The sequence below is a fragment of the Vibrio sp. Vb1026 genome (assembly GCF_033338745.1).
Classification (GTDB): Bacteria; Pseudomonadota; Gammaproteobacteria; order Enterobacterales; family Vibrionaceae; genus Vibrio; species Vibrio alginolyticus.
In genome coordinates this window covers 276,587-294,966 of record NZ_JAWOTH010000001.1, presented here as the reverse complement: position 1 = coordinate 294,966, position 18,380 = coordinate 276,587, and the positions used below count along the sequence as shown (strand labels likewise).

Genomic DNA, 18,380 nt, shown 5'->3' with positions numbered 1-18,380 from the left:
TGGCGTGAGATGACACTCTCAATTTCAAACCTTTGCTTTATCGTTTCTGCATTGCTGCATAACGGAGGCAAAAACTGTGTTTGAAACTCTACCTAACCCAATGAATAAAATAAAAATACTTCCTTTAGCGATCGCTCTTGCTCTTTCTGGCTGTGGAAGCGACGAAACCACACCAGTCGATACAGGCAGCCACGTGGCATCTCCTGATTGGCAAGATCAAATCATTTACTTCCTGATGATCGACCGTTTTAACGACGGCGACAGCGCTCTTAATGATCAAGGGCAAAACGAATTCGATCCGACTTCGGATAAAAAATTTAGCGGCGGCGACCTCGTTGGTGTGAGTGATAAGTTAAGCTACATCGAAGATCTCGGTGCCACATCGATCTGGATTACTCCGCCAGTTGCTAACCAATGGTGGGATGCCGAACAAAACTACGGCGGCTACCACGGGTACTGGGCGCGCGATTTCCAAAAAGTGGATGAGCACTTTGGTGACATGGAAAGCTACCAAGCGTTAGCACGCGAAGTGCATGCGCGTAACATGTTCTTAATTCAGGACATCGTGACCAACCATGTAGGCAACTTCTTCACCTACGATGATCCTTACAGTTATGATCCAAGCCTACCTTGCCAAGGCTTCCGTTTGATTAAAAATGCACTACCCGCCGGGCAAGAACTGCCGTACCCACTCAACATGAACGAGTGTAAAACAGACGGCACAGGCAGCTACCACTGGACGCCGACCATCACCGACCACAACGATCCAGTACAAGAAAAAACCTGGCAGCTCTCTGATTTGGATGACCTTAATACGTCCGATCCTGAAGTACGCGCTTATCTAAAAGAGAGCTACCGAAAATGGATTCGCGAAGTCGGCGTCGACGGATTCCGTATCGATACGGTGAAGTTTGTTGAACATGATTTCTGGAATGACTTCCTACACGCCGACGATGGTGTGATAACGCAAGCGGTTGATACCGGTCGTGACAACTTCCTCACTTTTGGTGAAGTATTCGAAACATCGACGCCATACCACACCGAAGGCGAAGAGAAGATGCTGACTTACATCGGTGAAAATGGCTCACCGAAACAGCTAACCTCGGTACTGAACTTCCCATTGCAAGCGACCATGACGCGCGTATTTGCAGCAGGGCAACCGACCGACTATTTACGTTTCCGTCTTGAGAAAATGATGGAGATGTTCCCGAATCCATACATCATGCCGAACTTCATTGATAACCACGACATGCCGCGCTTTCTGTCGCAAGGTAGCGTGAATGACATGAAACAAGCATTGATCACCATGATGAGCGTACCGGGTATTCCTGTGATTTACCAAGGTACAGAACAGGCGATGTCAGCGGCGCGCGATGCTATGTTCGCCGGAGGGTACCGTGAAGATGGCAACTACGTAGACTCGTTCGACCAAAACAGTGAGATGTACTTGTTTATTCAAGAACTTGCCAAGCTACGCACTGAAAACAAAGTCATGACACGTGGCGAAATGAAGGTGATTGGCAGCGACAAAGCGGGCGCGGGCGTGTTCGCCTTTACCCGAACGTTGGATACCGACGAAGTCTTGGTGGTCATGAACACATCCAACTCGCCGATGTTGATGAACCAACTCGATGTAGAGCAAGCGGGCGGTACCGTCTTCAAACAGCAAATCATGTCGAACTGGGCAGACGCTCCAGAGCAGTTAGTCGCCGATGAAAACGGTCATGTAACCCTAGAGCTACCAGCCAAGTCTGCAGTGATTTACTCAAAAACAAGCAGCAATCAATCTGTAGATACGCCAGACCTCAACATCCAACTAGCGCAAGATTGGGAAGGAAAAACCATCACTGGTGATATTGTTATCGCGGGTAGTGCGAACGCCAACGAGAAGTTGAACCTTGTCGTAGACGGTAATCTGGAAACAGCACAAGCCATTACCGTAGGTGCTGACGGTCAATTCAGCGTGACTTTATCTACCCGTCACTTTGCGATTGGCGAACAGCAACACCGCTTCGCGATTTATTCTACTGAGAAAAAAGCTGGCATTGAAGATGTTAACTTTGTGTCGGACTTAAGCTGGTCAAACACGCCAGACGACACTATTGATGACGCGGGTGATGCGCAAGATGGCATGGGCGGTCCTAACGGTAACTATTCGCTACCAACGGATCCAACATTCGATAAAAACAATAGCCAACTCGCAATCAACAAAGCTGAGGTATTTACCGTTGGCAGTAACGTACGTTTGACCTTCACCATGGACAAGATCACCGACACTTGGTTGCCACCAAACGGCTTCGACCATGTGGGTTTCACCATCTTTATTGATTTACCGGAAGAAACGGCAACCAACTTGTCTGAGCTACCGAAGATCAACGCTTCTATGCCAAACGGAACCTGGAGTCGCAATGCGGTTGTTTTTGGCTGGCAAAGCTCGATTTACAACACCAAAGGAGCAAATGCGACGACATGGGGAGAAGCCGTAACACCAGCACCAATGGTCACGGTAGACAAAGCCAACAACACCATTTCGATGGACTTTGCTAGCGATGCACTAGGCCGCCCAGATTCGCTCGATGGTATCCGCTTCTATGTCACGACTTGGGACTTAGACGGCCTTTCGGCAACTTACCGTCCGCTAGAACAAGACAAAGGCCCTTGGAACTTCTCCGGTGGCGCATCGGATGAAAGTAAGATTTGGGACGATTTACCAATCATCACCTTGTCGGAATAAACCGTTAAATAAGACACCGCCCAGCGTTATGACTGGGCGGTCATCAACAAAAGAATGCAGAAAGAAACTTCTGCTCGTTTTTATTCTAGCTAAAGAATGATTTCACCCACAGCACCAAACTGTCCCAAAGCTGACCAAACCACGAGCCCTCTTCTACCGCTTGGCTGCTGACCAAGGGATAACTCGCCACGGTACTGTCATCGCTTTTCCAAACGACCTTACCAATCTCATCTCCTTGCGCGATCGGCGCAATCAACGGTTCATTTAACACCACACTCTTATCAAGCCCAGTCGTCATTGAACGAGGCAGAGTGAGATAGGCATCTTTAGCAAAGATCGCCTCAACTTGATTAGCATTTCCCTTCCAAACGCGAACTTTAGACTCAACTTCCCCCTGTTTAGCAACTTGCTTGGTGTCATAAAAGCGAAAACCATAGCTGAGTAGATTCTTCGATTGGCTGATCCGAGCCTGTTTACTTGGCGTACCCATCACCACCGAGATAAGGCGCATTCTTCCTTCTTTGGCCGAGCTCACCAAGCTGTATCCGGCATTGCTGGTGTAGCCGGTTTTTCCCCCGTCGACATCAATGGAATTGTCCCACAACAACTTATTGCGGTTGTACTGCGTAATGTCGTTCCACTTGAAGACTTTCTCACTGTATAGCGCGTACACATCAGGAACATCGCTGATGATCGACTGCATGAGTCTTGCCATATCGGTTGGTGAGGTTTGGATGCCATCACTATCAAGACCATGGGAGTTCACAAAATAGGTGTCTTGCAGTCCTAATTTCTCCGCCCAACCATTCATCAAGGCAACAAAGCCGCGTTCACTGCCTGCAACATGCTCAGCCAGTGCAACGCACGCGTCATTTCCTGATTGGATGATCACGCCGCGCATTAAGTTCGCAACACTAATTTCATCTTTCGGTTTGATGAACATTTTAGAAGAACCGGGAAACTTGGCCGACCACGCGTTTTCGCTCACGGTGACAACATCATCCCATTTCAAACGCCCCGCTTTGATTTCTTGTCCAACTACATAAGCGGTCATCAACTTGGTTAAACTCGCCGGAGCAAGGCCTGCTCGCCCGTTATACTCGGCAATAATGGCACCGGATTGAAAGTCCATTAATACGTAGCCTTTTGCCTGTAACTGAGGTGGGTTGGGCGTAACAACGGCAAAAGTAGGTACGCTTATTAAACAAGTCACAATTGTCCATCGAGCCAGTGACACTTTCATCCGACTTCCTCCATGCTCTTACTTTGTCGCAACTCTATTGAGCATAGCTCACTCAACCAGTTGCACCAGTCGCTAATCGTTTCATTTTCTTGAACTTACATTGATTTGACCAAGGTATAGAACTGAAGAGGCAATTGGGAAATAGCGTTGGTTCTTCGCGCCATTCGCAGTAAAGTAGCGCTACCCCTCAATAAGGAAATAAAGATAACAATGAACGCTCAATCATTTATCGACGCAGGATTGCATTACACTCCCCACAGTTTTACCGTTCCTCTGGATTACCAAGACGCAAGCAAAGGCACCATTAGAGTCTTCGCCCGTTCGGTTTGCCTAGTTGGCGATGAAGAATCGACCAAACCTTGGTTGGTTTACTTTCAGGGCGGGCCTGGCTTTCCCTCTCCACGTCAAAACGGCAATAATGGCTGGGTAAAACGCGCCCTGCAAGAGTACCGAGTTTTGCTTCTCGACCAGCGCGGTACGGGCAACAGCAGCGTAATTAATCACCAGACGCTTGCTCACCTCACGCCAGAGCAACAAGCAAACTACTTGAGCCACTTCCGAGCGGATAACATCGTGCGCGACGCGGAATACATTCGTGAGCAATTTGGCGTCGAAAAATGGGCGATCTTAGGTCAAAGCTTTGGTGGGTTTTGCTCCCTCACCTATTTGTCTTTGTTCCCAGACAGCTTGCTACAAAGCTACATCACAGGTGGCGTGCCATCAGTCTCACGTCATGCCGACGATGTGTATGAAGCCACTTTCAAACGCACCATGGAGAAAAACCAAGCGTTCTTCCAACAATTTCCAAGTGCGCAACAACTTTGCCAAAACATTGCGAATCACTTGCTGGAAAATGAAGAGTACCTACCAAATGGTCAACGCTTCACGGTGGAGCAATTTCAACAAATCGGCATCAACTTTGGTGTGAGTGATACTTTCTTGCCGACTTACTATTGGCTAGAAAGCGCGTTGATTGAAGTGGACGGCAAACCACAACTTCGCTATGAGTTCTTGAACGATATGTTGGCGCAGCAAAACTTCCAAACCAACCCGATCTACGCCATTTTGCATGAATCGATTTACTGCCAAGGCTTTGCGTCGAGTTGGAGTGCGCACCGCGTTCGCCAAACCCGATCAGAGTTTAATTATGAATCTGGCAAGCCATTTTACTTTACGGGGGAAATGGTCTTCCCATGGATGTTCGACCAATACGTTAACCTCAAGCCACTAAAAGACACCGCAGAAATATTGGCAGCGAAAGAAGATTGGACAACGCTGTACGATCAAACACAACTGGCTCAGAACAAAGTGCCTGTCAGTTGCGCCGTTTACGCCGATGATATGTTTGTTGAAATGGATATCAGTCGAGAGACGCTCGCGTTAATACCAAATTCAAAAGCGTGGATCACCAATGAGTACGAGCACAACGGTTTACGTGCCGACGGTGAACGTATTCTCGATAGGCTCATAGCCATGGGCAAACAGACCGCAGCTACGTTGAAATAAGCACGGCAGAAATTAGAAATACGCCTTTTCAGTATGTGGTGAAAAGGCGTTTATAGCGGTTTATGAACAATGGCGATCAGTCATTCACTCTTTGTCCCTAAACCTTTATCCCTCACCACCTCATGTATAAAACTGCGACATGTCCTTTCCTTGTCAATGACTCCGGTGATTATTTGGTGCTTCTTGCGCCTAACTTTTTTGAAGGGCCTAAAACAGAATAACAACATAAATTTAAACCAAAAGTATCGGCCCCAACCTACCTGACTCACTATAATTAATGCTTATAATTTGAACACATAGCGGCTTCACCTGCGGACATGCACCCCCTATCAAAGACCGCCAGGCCCCGCCTACTCATAATATCCGTATAATTTGTCCGTATTTCCGACTAGTTTAGTCAGGTATACTTCGTGCCGCTAAAATTTTAAGGTCGTTGACCACCTGTATTTTTAAAGGAAACCTCATGAGTCAGTATGTAGTTTGTGCGCTGTACAAGTTTGTTGAGCTGAATAACTATCAAGAGCTACGCGAGCCATTACTTGCGTTGATGGAAAAACACCATATTCGCGGAACATTACTACTGGCAAGTGAAGGTATCAACGGTACTGTTGCATCTGATCGTGCAGGTATTGATACGCTACTGGAGTGGCTAAACAACGAACCTCGTTTGACTGGCACCGTATACAAAGAGTCGTATTCTGAGACCCAGCCATTCAATCGCACCAAAGTGAAATTGAAAAAAGAGATCGTAACATTAGGTGTTGAAGGTATAGACCCTCGCCACGTAGTGGGGACTTACGTGAAACCTCAAGAGTGGAACGATCTTATTGCTGATCCTGAAGTGTTTGTTGTCGATACACGTAATGATTACGAAATCGAGATCGGGACATTCAAAGGCGCTGTAAACCCAAAGACTGAAACCTTTCGTGAATTCCCAGACTATGTAAAAGAAAACATGGACCCGGCAAAACACAAGAAAGTTGCGATGTTCTGTACCGGTGGTATCCGCTGCGAAAAATCAACTGCTTACATGAAAGAACAGGGCTTTGATGAGGTCTACCACCTAGAAGGCGGCATTCTTAAATATCTTGAAGAAGTTCCTCAAGAAGAGAGCATGTGGGAAGGCGATTGTTACGTATTTGACGGTCGTGTTGCCGTGAACCACCAGCTAGAAAAAGCAGATTACGATTTATGTAACGCTTGTCGTCTACCGATCACTGAAGAAGACAAACAGTCAGAATTGTTCGAGCAAGGCGTGAGCTGTCCAAAATGTCACGGCACACACTCAGAAGAACAAATTGCTCGATTCCGCGAGCGTGAAAAACAAATTGTTCTTGCAGAGCAGCGAGGCGAGCAGCATGTTGGTGGTGAAAGTGCCAAGCAAAGAGAAGCCCGACGTGCCGCTAAGTACGCGCAAAAAGAAGCGCAGCGTAAACAAGACTAAGCCCAACTCTCCTTATATTTAGCGAGCTGCCGTATGGTGGCTCGCTTTTACTGCGCACCAATACTCTTTCAGTACAGTTTTGTATCCCTCACCAATACCTCTAGTTGATTGTTTCTTTTGCCTTCGGGTAGCCCCACCATTTCATCATAAGCACTTTGATGTACTAAAACCTGCTTATTTGCTTTGATATTCCTGCACTTCTTTTGCATCTCGATAAGGGAATGAGCCCTCAAAAAGATGCCGTTGTCATCAGTGATAAATTGCGCTTCTCCATCAATCACAACAGATGCCTGATACAATGCGAGATCAAGCGAATGAATGACCAATTTATCTACATAGAAGTATTTTTGTAACTTACTCAATGGTATTGCCATGTGTCACCTCCCTAAAAGTTACCTTTACGTTTTGTAGAATAAAACCGATCATTGGATGAGATTTCTTCGGTTTACTTGCGTACAACATCGGAAACTAAAGAGGATTCCGATGCAAACAATCAATGTCGTGTGGTTAAAACGAGATTTAAGGCTGACTGACCATCAACCACTAACTCAAGCATTATCAACAAAGCACCCAACTGTGCTTTTATATATTGTTGAACCATTGCTATTGAACAACCCACACTATTCTGAGCGCCACTGGCGATTTGTTTGGCAATCACTGCAAGACATGGATGAAACGCTCAAAGCGTATGGGCATCGAATCACGGTGCTGTTTGACGATGCCTTAGCATGTTTCCAATCAATTCAAGCGCAATATCAAATCAACGCTGTTTTTTCTCACCAAGAAATAGGACTCAACTGCACCTTTGAACGAGACCGACAAGTTGCCGCTTGGCTGTATGAGCAGAACATCGACTGGTTTGAATTCGAACACGGTGCTGTAATCAGAGGTGCAATAGACCGGCAAGGTTGGGACAAACATTGGGACTCTGTCATGAGAGCCTCAATAAGCCCTATTGAGCTCCAAACCGACTTATTGCATTCATTGGATGCAGAAGCTCTCGGCTGTTCGTTTTTGCCACCATCATCCTGGCTATCAAAATGCAAAGGAATGCAAACGGGAGGAAGCCGGCTCGCTTGGAAAACACTAGAGGACTTTTTCCATCGTCGAGGTCGTGATTACTATCGAAGCATTTCTAGTCCCACAGCCTCACGCACAGCCTGTACTCGACTTTCTCCATATCTCGCTTGGGGTAACATATCCTTGCGTGAAGTGTATCAATACCTTTTGAAACACTGGCAAGTCGCTGGGTTTCGTCGCAGCTTAATTGCATTGTCTTCACGGCTTCATTGGCACTGTCACTTCATCCAAAAATTCGAATCGGAATACGACATGGAGTTTTACTGCGTTAATCGGGCTTACGAACCATTGATTAAACAAAGTAGTACTTTCGATGAAGAAAAGTTAGCAGCATGGAAATCCGGGCATACTGGCGTACCTTTGATTGATGCCTGCATGCGCTGTTTGCACCACACTGGTTACATTAACTTTCGCATGCGTGCCATGCTGGTTAGCTTTCTTACTCACCACATGAACATGGATTGGCGAGTAGGTGTAACGCATTTAGCGCAACTGTTTCTCGACTTTGAGCCTGGAATTCATTACCCACAATTCCAAATGCAAGCAGGAGTAACCGGGACTAACACAATCCGTATTTATAATCCGATCAAGCAAGCCCAAGAACATGATCCTAACGGTACGTTCATCTACAAGTGGGTACCTGAGTTACAAATGGTTCCTCCCCCTCTTTTATTCGAGCCCTGGACAATGACCCAGATGGAAGCTGTCATGTATCAATTGCAGCCAGATAGCCGTTACCTTGCACCTATTATCGCACCAGACAATGCAGCTAAGGCAGCAAGAGAGCGCTTATGGACGTGGCGGAAACGAGCTGATGTGAAACAAGAAGGCAGACGAATTCTTGCGCGACATGTTAGACCCTCAAAAGAAAGTAGGACGCGATGATCATCTTTCAATCACGATGCGTACAAATGCAAACACACTCCAGGGAACCCGTTGTACCCTCAACTAGTAAGGAACACATTATGTTCAAACGTATCTTAGTTATCGCGGCGACACTGATGGCGACATTATCTTTTATGCTTCCCGTTCAGGCTCATGAGCATGGCATGATGAAAGCCGATATTGTCGACGTTGCCGCTGAAAATGGCTCTTTCAATACGCTTGTTGCTGCGGTGAAAGCAGCGGGCCTGGTTGACACTCTCAAAGGGGAAGGCCCATTTACTGTTTTTGCACCAACGGATGACGCTTTTGCAAAACTGCCAGACGGCACAGTCGACATGCTCTTAATGCCGGAAAACAAAGACAAGTTAGTATCTGTTTTGACTTATCACGTCGTCCCAGGGAAAGTGATGGCTGCCGATGTTGTTAAGCTAGACAAAGCGACTACGGTTCAGGGGCAAGATGTGATGATTAAAACCATGGGCGATAAAGTCATGGTTAACGATGCAAATGTCATCGCAACCGATGTGAAAGCTAAAAACGGTGTCATTCACGTGATTGATACTGTCATAATGCCGAAATAACACCATCCAGAGGGCGGTACACTCCGCCCTTTAGACAGAACTTCTTCCACCCTTAGCACGATTCCTCTCCATTTATCCCCAACAAACCTCCACTCATTCTCCATGATTATTAATAAGATAAAAACAAAATTAAAATCAATATCTTGCAATACGATACTGCATAATATTGACGAGGTTAAGATATCGTTATCTTTCAATTTGAGAACAGGATTCCATGTCAGTGACGTTTACTTTTCCACATGTAAATTCTTAAGCTAAATTTTGGCTGCTCAATCACATTTCGGCAAACCATTCGAAAGGGTGGGACGCAAAGCTTCCGGTCTGTCAGCATTTAAAAATCTAAAAGAATGCTCATGATAGCGGGGTTACCATGACTCAGTGTTACAGAAGTCCAATTTCTGTAGCGTTGCTTTATGCTCAGCATGCGCCGGGGTGTGACATTAGTTTGTCAGTCATAACAGAGGACATGTGATGAAATCATTTCCAACCAAATCCGTACTCGCGTTAGCACTTGCAAGCATTAGCTCAGGTGCTGCGGCTCACGGTTATGTATCAGAAACCAATGGTGGTGTCGCTGCAAGTCGCTCGGCACTATGTAAGTATCCATCGCCAGATACTAACGAAAAAAATAATAACTGCGGTGCGATTCAATATGAACCGCAAAGCGTTGAAGGCCCTGATGGCTTTCCCGAAACAGGGCCTCGCGATGGTAAAATAGCGAGTGCCGAAACCGCTTTAGCAGCTGCCCTTGATGAGCAAACTGCCGACCGTTGGGTAAAACGCCCTATTCAAGCAGGTACACAAACTTTTGAATGGACATTTACCGCTAACCACGTGACGCGCGACTGGAAATATTACATCACCAAGCCTGATTGGAACCCAAACGCTTCACTATCACGAGACTCTTTTGATCTAACTCCTTTCTGTGTCGTCGACGGCAATATGGTTCAACCCCCGAAACAGGTAAGCCATCAATGTAATGTGCCTACTCGCGAGGGATACCATGTCATCCTGGCAGTATGGGATGTTGGCGACACTGCAGCCTCATTTTATAACGTGATCGATGTGAAATTTGATGGTGGCAGTCCCGTTATTCCAGATTGGAAGCAAGGCGGTCAAATTATTCCTACAATGGATTTAAATATTGGGGATTCGGTTTATACACGCGTATTTGATCAAGCAGGTGAAAACGTGGCGTATAGAACTGAACTAGAAATTACCGATGCAGCAATGGGCCAAGCGAAAAACTGGTCTTACGCACTCGCGACTAAGCTAAACCAAGAACAAGCAAAACTGCAAGCCGGGCAGTATGCAGAGGATAAATTCACTCCTGTTTATGGTACTAATCCGGTGTATCTGCAAGCAAATAGCGGCCTTGAGCGAGTAGAGATCGGCTATAACATTGAAACTCCTGTTCCAGAATACTCACTCACAGTAGATGGCTTAGCAGACGAGTATATCATTGAGTCAACACCGACAACGTTGGATCTGACACTAACTGCTGAAGGCGATTTAAATGCAGAACTCACCGTTTACAATCACCATCGCGAACCACTTGCAAGTTGGACAAACGAAATGAAAGACGGCTCTGTAGAGGCGATATCGCTCGCTTTAAGTAAATCAGAGCCGGGTCACCATATGCTCGTGACACGTATTAAGGACAAAGATGGCAACTTGGTGGATCAGCAAACACTCGACTTTCACTTAAAAGAAGAGTCAGTTACTCCACCACCATCTGGTGAGTACGATTTTGTCTTCCCTGAAGGACTATCTAGCTACACTGCGGGCACAAAAGTGCTTGCCAGCGACGGGGGCATTTATCAATGTAAACCTTTCCCATACTCTGGTTACTGTATGCAGTGGAAAGAAAGCGCAAACCATTACGAGCCTGGAATAGGTTCACACTGGGAGATGGCTTGGGATAAAGTCAACTAAATCACCCTTTGAACGTTAAGTAAAAAGAGCCTCACTATGAGGCTCTTTTATAATCAAACGCAAAAATGACAGCTTTCCCGGTCTAAACCATGAACACCAGATAAACTAGTGAGATGCGCTCGCCCCTCAATCAGCCCCATTTCATAACCTTCTAGTAAAACGGATTGTCGCATTGATAAGCGCTGAACATGAAAATTATCTGGTGGGGCAATCACCCTAACATGTGTTCCTGGTGGAGGGTTACGAATAAACTCTAATGATTGATTATAGTTATCTGCACGTCTTAACATCGCATCCGCCATTTTGGGGTGCTCCGCAAACAGTTTCTTCATCAGCCATGTGGTCTTAACTGGCTTTTTGGCATAATTCAGCGGGTGAGAGAGTACTACAGTTATGTCGCGAGCCCCTCGACGATAAGCCTCACGCACTGGGATAGAATCAGCGACCCCACCATCGGTATAACAACCGCCAGAAAAACAAGGGGTATGCTTGTAGGCAATCGGTAATGCTGTTGTCGCTTCAATCGCATGGTGAAAATTATCACGTGTCACGCGATAGTAATCTGCCTGCCCTGTATCTACATTTGTTGTCGCTGCGAGAAAAGGAACGCCATTAAACAGTTTATTTTCATCGACGGGATACAGGCGATTAGATTCTTCAAACAACCACTTCACATCGATGAGGTCCCCACCTTTAACGAAGCGAGTCGGGTCAAAAAAGCGTTTGCTTGTGGCCAGCTTAGTAATGACGTTAATACTGCGATGCGGGTAGTCGGTCAAATACCCAATCAAATTTGATGCACCAGCAGATACACCGATTGCAAAATCAAACGGTTTATAACTCTGCTCTAAAAACGCATCTAACACTCCGCTTGCGAAGACGCCTCGCATCGCGCCACCTTCTACTACAATTGCTTTTGTTACCATATTTCCCCCATTCTCCTTGCCAAAAGAGTAATGAAGTTCGTGCAATCACAACAATTGAATATTCTTATTATTGAAATAGGTGAAGTCTATTTATTTCTCTCTTAGAAAATGAAAACTAAAGTTCAAAAAATCCGTACCCGTTAGGAATGTAATTGCGGGCTTAACCAAGGTGGCAAGGTCTAAGAGAAATCTAGGAGAAAACCGTTTTATAGGCTTCGCCCGCGCCATCAATGAACATTTGAGTACCAATAACCGCTAGAATTAAGCCCATCATTTTAGTCACAACATTTAGAGCACTTGGTCCAACCGCTTTGACCAATTTGTCTCCAAACAAAAACAGTACATAGGTGATCACACAAAGGACAGCGAAAGAAACGATAGTAATAATGGTTTGATCGAAACCACCCGCTGTCGCAAAGTTCATCGCGGTAGCAATCGTTCCAGGCCCAGCTAATATTGGCATCGCCAGTGGAGACACTGCAATACTCAATGCCGCCCGTTGCTGAGCTGGTGAATACGCCTTCTCTTTGGTTTTCTGATGCGTCGAATCACCTTGAAGCATGTTAAAACCTATCAAAAACACCAAAATGCCGCCTGTTATTCGCAATGCATAAAGCGTGATACCAAACAAATCAAAAATTAACTTACCGGCAATAGAAAATATCGCGATGATAATAAATGCAATAAAAACCGAGCGGAGCGCAATGGAACGGATGGTTTCTTTATCTTCATCAGCAGTTAAACTCAAAAAGATGGGGATATTGGCGATAGGGTTCATGATGGCAAAGAAGCCCATAAACACCGTAACTGTATGAACAATGAGTTCTTTCATATTTTCCACTGCATTTAAATTATTGATTCTAAAAACAGTATATACGCTCTCAAACAGAACGAGTGGTGTATTCTCGATTCGTCTTCACACTTATGCACCAAGCATTGTTTTTCTTTTGAGATAGTTTACCGACTCATCAAATGTCGCTAAGGTGAGTCTTCAGCCTTTACACATAACAGGGGATGTTAAGTCACCATGAACAGCACGATTCAAACAATTCTCAATCACCGCTCAATTCGAAAATTCACCTCACAACCGATTGAGAGCGAACAATTAGATGCCATTCTTCAAGCCGGCCTTGCGGCGTCCTCATCAAGCATGTTGCAAGTCGTTTCAATTATCCGCGTGACCGACATAGAAAAACGTACACTATTAGCTCAATATGCCGGAAATCAAGGGTACGTTGAAAGCGCGGCTGAGTTTTTGGTGTTTTGCATTGATTACCAACGCCACGCCAGTATCAACCCAGATGTTCAAGCTGACTTTACCGAGTTAACGCTAATAGGCGCTGTAGACTCGGGCATCATGGCACAAAATTGCTTGCTTGCGGCGGAGTCGATGGGACTAGGAGGTGTGTATATTGGTGGTTTACGAAACAATGCCCAAAAAGTAGACGAATTATTAGGTTTACCTAAAAATACCGCCATTTTATTTGGTATGTGTCTTGGTCATCCAGATCAAGCCCCTGAAGTAAAACCTCGCCTACCTAAGCATGTCGTGGTGCATGAAAATCAGTATCAAGACCTAAACTTGGATGACATTCAGACGTATGACCAAACTATGCAAAACTACTATGCAAACCGTTCGAGCAATCAAAAACAGAGTACTTGGTCACAAGAAGTCACCAGTAAACTGGCTGGCGAATCACGTCCGCACATCCTGCCGTATTTGAATGGGAAGGGGCTAGCGAAAAAGTGACCATGTCGAAAGACAACAAAAAAGAGATCCGAGTCACACTTTTGATAATCCTATTTAATACAACGAGATAATTAGTCGGTAGATTTTCTTGGTTGTATTTTAGAAAGAAAACACTACATATAGAGCTAATAAACAAAATTTGAGCTAATTGAACAAGTTTTTTCTCCGAAATATGAAATCTTGTAAGTGAAAACATAAAAATACGATATTTATCTGGACACTTGCTGCATTATTGTCTATTGCTCTAATCATTGAAATTCATTAGAGTTCATGCCTCCAGATGCAATCAATCCCTTATTGAGCACTTTATAAATAGAAGAAGGTGGTGCTTATAAGGTTATGTTGTGAAGTCTTTTCTGGAAAAGAATGTTGCTACCAGCAACTCGCTCTTTACGTCAGATGAATGAAAAAACATGAATTTCAAACATAAAAAGCTAGCTAGTTTAGTGCTCTCCTCAGTACTTCTTTCTGGATGTACTGTACCCGGTAGTCACCTTTCCACAGATGGAAAAAACTTCGTCGAAGACAGCAATGTTAGTCGCACTTCTGATTTCAATGTTTTTCCACTTACACTTGATAAAGTATCTCAACTTAAAAGTTTGGGGATAGAAGCCAAATCCAACCCTGAACTAGATCGCCAACTTAGCGCTTATGAGTATGAGGTTGGCCCTGGAGATATACTAAACATTACTATTTGGGATCACCCAGAACTAACTATTCCTGCTGGTTCTTATCGCAGCTCTGCTGAAGCGGGGAATTGGGTACATGCTGATGGTACTATCTTCTATCCATATATAGGTATTGTTGAAGTTGCGGGTAAAAACGTTCGTCAAATTCGTGCTGATATTTCTCGCCGATTAGCAAAGTACATAGAAAGTCCTCAAGTGGATGTCAGCGTAGCAGCTTTTCGTTCGAAAAAATCCTACATTACTGGTGAAGTAAGTAATCCTGGACAACAACCAATCACCAACATCCCACTCACCTTGTTAGATGCAATTAACCGTGCAGGTGGATTAGCCGAAAACGCCGACTGGAAAAATGTAACACTGACAAGAAACGGCATAGTTGAAAACATATCTCTTTATGCGCTGATGCAAGAAGGCGACCTCACTGAAAATAGGCTACTTCAACCAGGTGATATCATCCATGTGCCAAGAAATGATTCACAAAAGGTTTTCGTTATGGGTGAAGTTAACGATCCTAAACTACTGAAAATAGATCGCGCTGGCATGAGCCTTACGGAAGCTCTGAGCAACGTTGGCGGTATTAATCAGATATCAGCGGATGCGACAGGTGTATTCGTAATTAGGAGGTCACAAGACGCAGGTTCACTGGGCGACATATATCAACTTGATGTCTCCGATGCGGCAGCGCTCGTTATTGGTACTGAATTTGCTCTGAAACCGTATGACATCGTTTATGTCACTGCGGCGCCTATCAGTCGTTGGAATCGCGTTATTGCACAACTAGTACCTACCATCTCAGGCTTCAATGAACTTACAGAAGGCGTCCTTCGAGTCAGGACTTGGCCATAGAAAAAGCATTCTGAAGGGCTTGTTTGAACATAAACAAGTCATTCAAACGTTGTCTATAAGGAGCAAAACATGTTTTCGAACATTCTTGTCGTGTGTGTAGGTAATATTTGTCGCTCTCCCACAGGAGAGCGGTTACTACAGCAACTACTCCCAGATAAACAGATTTCTTCGGCGGGTATTGCCGTAGAAAAAAGTCGCCTAACCGGAAAGCCAGCAGATGAAACCGCCAGACTTGTCGCGTCAGAACGTGGTATCTACCTGCTAGACCACAAAGCGCAGCAGCTAACCGCTAAGTTGTGCGCAAAACAAGACCTAATATTGGTGATGGAACAAGGTCATATCGATGCTTTGACGGAGCTGGTACCAGAGGCTAGAGGTAAAGCAATGTTATTTGGTCACTGGATAGGTTCCGTGGATATTCCAGATCCATACAGACAGAGTAGAGAAGCCTTTGAGCATGCATTATCTCTGATTGAAAATGCTGCTCATGCATGGGCAAAAAAAATATAAATTCAGATCACTTGGCGAAATAAAAAATAATGGCTAACCAAACAATACAATCATCTGCTCTTGCTGATGATGAGATCGACCTAGGCAAGCTCTTCGGCATATTGATAGACGCGAAATGGTTTATCATCAGCATTACACTCTTTTTTGCAACATTAGGTATCGCGGTCGCGTTGCTATCAACTCCGATTTACAAAGCCGACGCGTTAATACAAATCGAAAAGAAGAGTTCAGGTGGTATCTCGGCGATGGTCGGTGACATGGGAGAACTCTTTTCTGCCGAATCATCTGCAACTACAGAAATTGAAATAATTAAATCGAGAATGATTCTTGGCGATACCGTTGATAAGTTTAACTTAACAACCATTGCCACTCCTGATTACTTACCTTTTGTTGGTAAAGGTCTAGCACGAATCAACGGTACTCAAAACTACATTTCTTTGACCACGTTTGAAGTACCTCGAACGGCTAGAGGATTATCTCATCAACTGATTGCTACAGACATCGAGAAAGGTCAATTCAGCTTGATGCTTGAAGACCAAATGGTACTTTCTGGTTCAGTTGGTCAACTGATTGAGATGAATGGCTATCGTGTAAAAGTGAACCAGCTCAATGCTCAAAATGAAGATACTTTTACAATAAGTAAAATAAGCAAGTTAGATGCTATCAACAAGTTAGCCTCACAACTTTCTATTTCAGAGAGAGGTAGCCAAACAGGTATTGTATCTCTAAGCATTGAAGGTGAATACCCAGACCACAATCAGCTTGTTTTAAATGATGTTGTTCAAAACTATTTTTTGCAGAATGTTAGAAGAAACTCAGCTGAAGCTGAGCAGAGCCTCAACTTCCTTAAAGGTCATTTACCCGAGATTAAGGACAAGCTAACTATTTCAGAAGATACATTGAACAGTTTTAGACAAGAAAACGAATCTATCGATTTAAATCTCGAAGCACAATCGACTCTAAAAGTGATGGTGGCACTTGAAGCCCAACTTAATGAGCTAACATTTAAAGAAAGTGAAATCAGTCAAAAATTCACCCAAGACCACCCAGCTTATAAATCGCTGTTAGACAAACGTCAGACATTACTGCAAGAGAAAGAGCGTCTTAACAAACAAGTTCAAAAACTGCCAAAAACACAGCGCGAAGTCTTGCGTATGACTCGTGATGTCGAAGTAAACCAGCAAATCTACATCCAACTTTTGAATAAAGTTCAAGAGCTAAATATCATAAAAGCTGGCACCGTGGGTAATGTGCGTATTATTGACAATGCACAATCTTACGCCGTTCCTATTAAACCGAAAAAACCTTTGATTGTGGTTTTGGCTACTCTTCTTGGAGGCATGGTAGCTGTCGCATTTGTTCTGGTAAAAACCGCGTTTCATCGTGGAGTGACTTCTCCTGATGTAATTGAGCAAACTGGAATATCTGTATATGCAAGTGTTCCTAAATCGGCACAACAATTGGAAGTCGCGAACAAGCTAAAACGCAAAAACAACAAAGACTTACTTCTTTTAGCAAATGCCAATCCAGCAGATCTATCAATTGAAGCACTACGTGGACTTCGAACCAGCTTACACTTCGCAATGTTGGAAGCCAAAAACAATGTCTTAATGATTTCAGGCCCAGCGCCTTCCATCGGTAAGACGTTCGTATCAACTAACTTTGCTGCCGTTGCGGCTAAAACGGGTCAAAAAGTCCTTTTGGTGGATGCTGACATGCGAAAAGGTTATTTACAGCAATGTTTTGGCCTCACAGCAGAGCAAGGGTTATCTGACTTACTAAGTGGAAAAATTGATCGAGCAACCGCAATCAAGCCAAGTCAAGTTGAAAACTTGGATGTGGTTACTCGTGGTCAAGTACCACCAAATCCATCAGAGCTTTTGATGCATCCACGATTTGTTGAATTTGTAGAACAAGTATCAAAAGAATACGATCTAGTCATCATCGATACGCCGCCTGTACTCGCAGTTACCGACCCAAGCATTGTTGGCGCGCTTGCAGGAACAACTCTGATGGTCGCTCGTTTTGATCAAACGACTTTGAAGGAGATTGAAGTCGCGCAAGGTCGCTTCGAGCAATCAGGCGTTGAAGTTAAAGGTGTGATTCTCAATGCAGTTGAGAAAAAAGCATCTAACTCATACGGCTATGGATACGGCTACTATAACTACGCGTACAAAAGCGAATCATAACTTGAATTTAGATCGCTAATTAAACCAAATATGACAAAGCCCTGCTAGAAACAGCAGGGCTT

The 18,380-nt window shown here is 44.6% G+C and carries 14 protein-coding genes and 1 riboswitch; of the genes, 10 read left to right on the top strand and 4 right to left on the bottom strand.

What is annotated here, in order from left to right; all coding sequences use genetic code 11:
• The first annotated feature begins 76 nt into the window (after positions 1-76).
• The gene (locus R7E47_RS01305) at positions 77-2,734 is read left to right on the top strand and encodes an alpha-amylase family glycosyl hydrolase (RefSeq protein WP_318083614.1); all 2,658 of its coding nucleotides are present in this window, start codon (positions 77-79) and stop codon (positions 2,732-2,734) included.
• Between the two features lie 85 nt (positions 2,735-2,819).
• On the opposite strand, the gene R7E47_RS01300 is transcribed toward R7E47_RS01305, so the two are convergent.
• A complete protein-coding gene (locus R7E47_RS01300) occupies positions 2,820-3,977 on the bottom strand; it encodes a D-alanyl-D-alanine carboxypeptidase family protein (RefSeq protein WP_318083612.1) in 1,158 nt (385 codons plus the stop codon).
• 210 nt (positions 3,978-4,187) lie between these two features.
• On the opposite strand from R7E47_RS01300, the gene R7E47_RS01295 reads away from it, so the two are divergent.
• Both R7E47_RS01295 and R7E47_RS01290 read left to right on the top strand, forming a co-directional pair.
• Positions 4,188-5,483 carry an alpha/beta fold hydrolase gene (locus tag R7E47_RS01295; protein WP_136976812.1) on the top strand — a complete coding sequence of 432 codons (1,296 nt, stop codon included), beginning with the start codon at positions 4,188-4,190 and terminating at the stop codon, positions 5,481-5,483.
• 463 nt (positions 5,484-5,946) lie between these two features.
• The gene (locus tag R7E47_RS01290; RefSeq protein ID WP_136976811.1) at positions 5,947-6,927 is read left to right on the top strand and encodes a rhodanese-related sulfurtransferase; all 981 of its coding nucleotides are present in this window, start codon (positions 5,947-5,949) and stop codon (positions 6,925-6,927) included.
• 68 nt (positions 6,928-6,995) lie between these two features.
• On the opposite strand, the gene R7E47_RS01285 is transcribed toward R7E47_RS01290, so the two are convergent.
• Complete coding sequence (locus R7E47_RS01285) at positions 6,996-7,301, bottom strand: DUF6482 family protein (protein ID WP_136976810.1); 306 nt, start codon at positions 7,299-7,301, stop codon at positions 6,996-6,998.
• 109 nt (positions 7,302-7,410) lie between these two features.
• Here R7E47_RS01285 and R7E47_RS01280 point away from each other — a divergent pair, with 109 nt between their 5' ends.
• The 3 genes from R7E47_RS01280 to gbpA all read left to right on the top strand — a co-directional run bounded on the left by R7E47_RS01280 (position 7,411) and on the right by gbpA (position 11,408).
• Positions 7,411-8,892: a deoxyribodipyrimidine photo-lyase gene (locus tag R7E47_RS01280; RefSeq protein WP_318083608.1), complete on the top strand. Its 1,482-nt coding sequence runs from the start codon at positions 7,411-7,413 to the stop codon at positions 8,890-8,892.
• A gap of 80 nt (positions 8,893-8,972) precedes the next feature.
• The gene (locus R7E47_RS01275; protein WP_005374896.1) at positions 8,973-9,473 is read left to right on the top strand and encodes a fasciclin domain-containing protein; all 501 of its coding nucleotides are present in this window, start codon (positions 8,973-8,975) and stop codon (positions 9,471-9,473) included.
• Between the two features lie 272 nt (positions 9,474-9,745).
• Positions 9,746-9,846: riboswitch (cyclic di-GMP riboswitch) on the top strand.
• A gap of 98 nt (positions 9,847-9,944) precedes the next feature.
• Positions 9,945-11,408 carry an N-acetylglucosamine-binding protein GbpA gene (gbpA, locus tag R7E47_RS01270; RefSeq protein WP_318083606.1) on the top strand — a complete coding sequence of 488 codons (1,464 nt, stop codon included), beginning with the start codon at positions 9,945-9,947 and terminating at the stop codon, positions 11,406-11,408.
• Positions 11,409-11,461: 53 nt separating this feature from the next.
• On the opposite strand, the gene R7E47_RS01265 is transcribed toward gbpA, so the two are convergent.
• Both R7E47_RS01265 and R7E47_RS01260 read right to left on the bottom strand, forming a co-directional pair.
• Positions 11,462-12,334 (bottom strand): patatin family protein, encoded by an 873-nt coding sequence (locus tag R7E47_RS01265; RefSeq protein WP_258484041.1) that lies wholly within the window; start codon positions 12,332-12,334, stop codon positions 11,462-11,464.
• Between the two features lie 190 nt (positions 12,335-12,524).
• On the bottom strand, positions 12,525-13,166 hold the full coding sequence (locus R7E47_RS01260) for a MarC family protein (protein WP_005374889.1): 642 nt from the start codon (positions 13,164-13,166) through the stop codon (positions 12,525-12,527).
• Positions 13,167-13,361: 195 nt separating this feature from the next.
• On the opposite strand from R7E47_RS01260, the gene nfsA reads away from it, so the two are divergent.
• The 4 genes from nfsA to R7E47_RS01240 all read left to right on the top strand — a co-directional run bounded on the left by nfsA (position 13,362) and on the right by R7E47_RS01240 (position 18,318).
• A complete protein-coding gene (nfsA, locus tag R7E47_RS01255; RefSeq protein WP_206953142.1) occupies positions 13,362-14,084 on the top strand; it encodes an oxygen-insensitive NADPH nitroreductase in 723 nt (240 codons plus the stop codon).
• Between the two features lie 413 nt (positions 14,085-14,497).
• Positions 14,498-15,619 carry a polysaccharide export protein gene (locus R7E47_RS01250; protein ID WP_033906671.1) on the top strand — a complete coding sequence of 374 codons (1,122 nt, stop codon included), beginning with the start codon at positions 14,498-14,500 and terminating at the stop codon, positions 15,617-15,619.
• A gap of 69 nt (positions 15,620-15,688) precedes the next feature.
• Positions 15,689-16,129, top strand: a complete 441-nt coding sequence (locus R7E47_RS01245; protein ID WP_064376871.1) for a low molecular weight protein-tyrosine-phosphatase — start codon at positions 15,689-15,691, stop codon at positions 16,127-16,129.
• A 29-nt stretch (positions 16,130-16,158) separates the two neighbouring features.
• The gene (locus tag R7E47_RS01240; protein ID WP_033906668.1) at positions 16,159-18,318 is read left to right on the top strand and encodes a polysaccharide biosynthesis tyrosine autokinase; all 2,160 of its coding nucleotides are present in this window, start codon (positions 16,159-16,161) and stop codon (positions 18,316-18,318) included.
• Positions 18,319-18,380: the final 62 nt, after the last annotated feature.

Excerpts from the sequence above, each read along its gene's own strand:
- R7E47_RS01275 (WP_005374896.1), top strand. The coding sequence starts at position 8,973 with ATGTTCAAACGTATCTTAGTTATCGCGGCGACACTGATGGCGACATTA.
- R7E47_RS01250 (WP_033906671.1), top strand. The coding sequence starts at position 14,498 with ATGAATTTCAAACATAAAAAGCTAGCTAGTTTAGTGCTCTCCTCAGTA.
- R7E47_RS01240 (WP_033906668.1), top strand. The coding sequence starts at position 16,159 with ATGGCTAACCAAACAATACAATCATCTGCTCTTGCTGATGATGAGATC.
- gbpA (WP_318083606.1), top strand. The coding sequence starts at position 9,945 with ATGAAATCATTTCCAACCAAATCCGTACTCGCGTTAGCACTTGCAAGC.
- R7E47_RS01300 (WP_318083612.1), bottom strand. The coding sequence starts at position 3,977 with ATGAAAGTGTCACTGGCTCGATGGACAATTGTGACTTGTTTAATAAGC.
- R7E47_RS01280 (WP_318083608.1), top strand. The coding sequence starts at position 7,411 with ATGCAAACAATCAATGTCGTGTGGTTAAAACGAGATTTAAGGCTGACT.
- R7E47_RS01295 (WP_136976812.1), top strand. The coding sequence starts at position 4,188 with ATGAACGCTCAATCATTTATCGACGCAGGATTGCATTACACTCCCCAC.
- nfsA (WP_206953142.1), top strand. The coding sequence starts at position 13,362 with ATGAACAGCACGATTCAAACAATTCTCAATCACCGCTCAATTCGAAAA.
- R7E47_RS01290 (WP_136976811.1), top strand. The coding sequence starts at position 5,947 with ATGAGTCAGTATGTAGTTTGTGCGCTGTACAAGTTTGTTGAGCTGAAT.
- R7E47_RS01285 (WP_136976810.1), bottom strand. The coding sequence starts at position 7,301 with ATGGCAATACCATTGAGTAAGTTACAAAAATACTTCTATGTAGATAAA.
- R7E47_RS01265 (WP_258484041.1), bottom strand. The coding sequence starts at position 12,334 with ATGGTAACAAAAGCAATTGTAGTAGAAGGTGGCGCGATGCGAGGCGTC.
- R7E47_RS01245 (WP_064376871.1), top strand. The coding sequence starts at position 15,689 with ATGTTTTCGAACATTCTTGTCGTGTGTGTAGGTAATATTTGTCGCTCT.
- R7E47_RS01260 (WP_005374889.1), bottom strand. The coding sequence starts at position 13,166 with ATGAAAGAACTCATTGTTCATACAGTTACGGTGTTTATGGGCTTCTTT.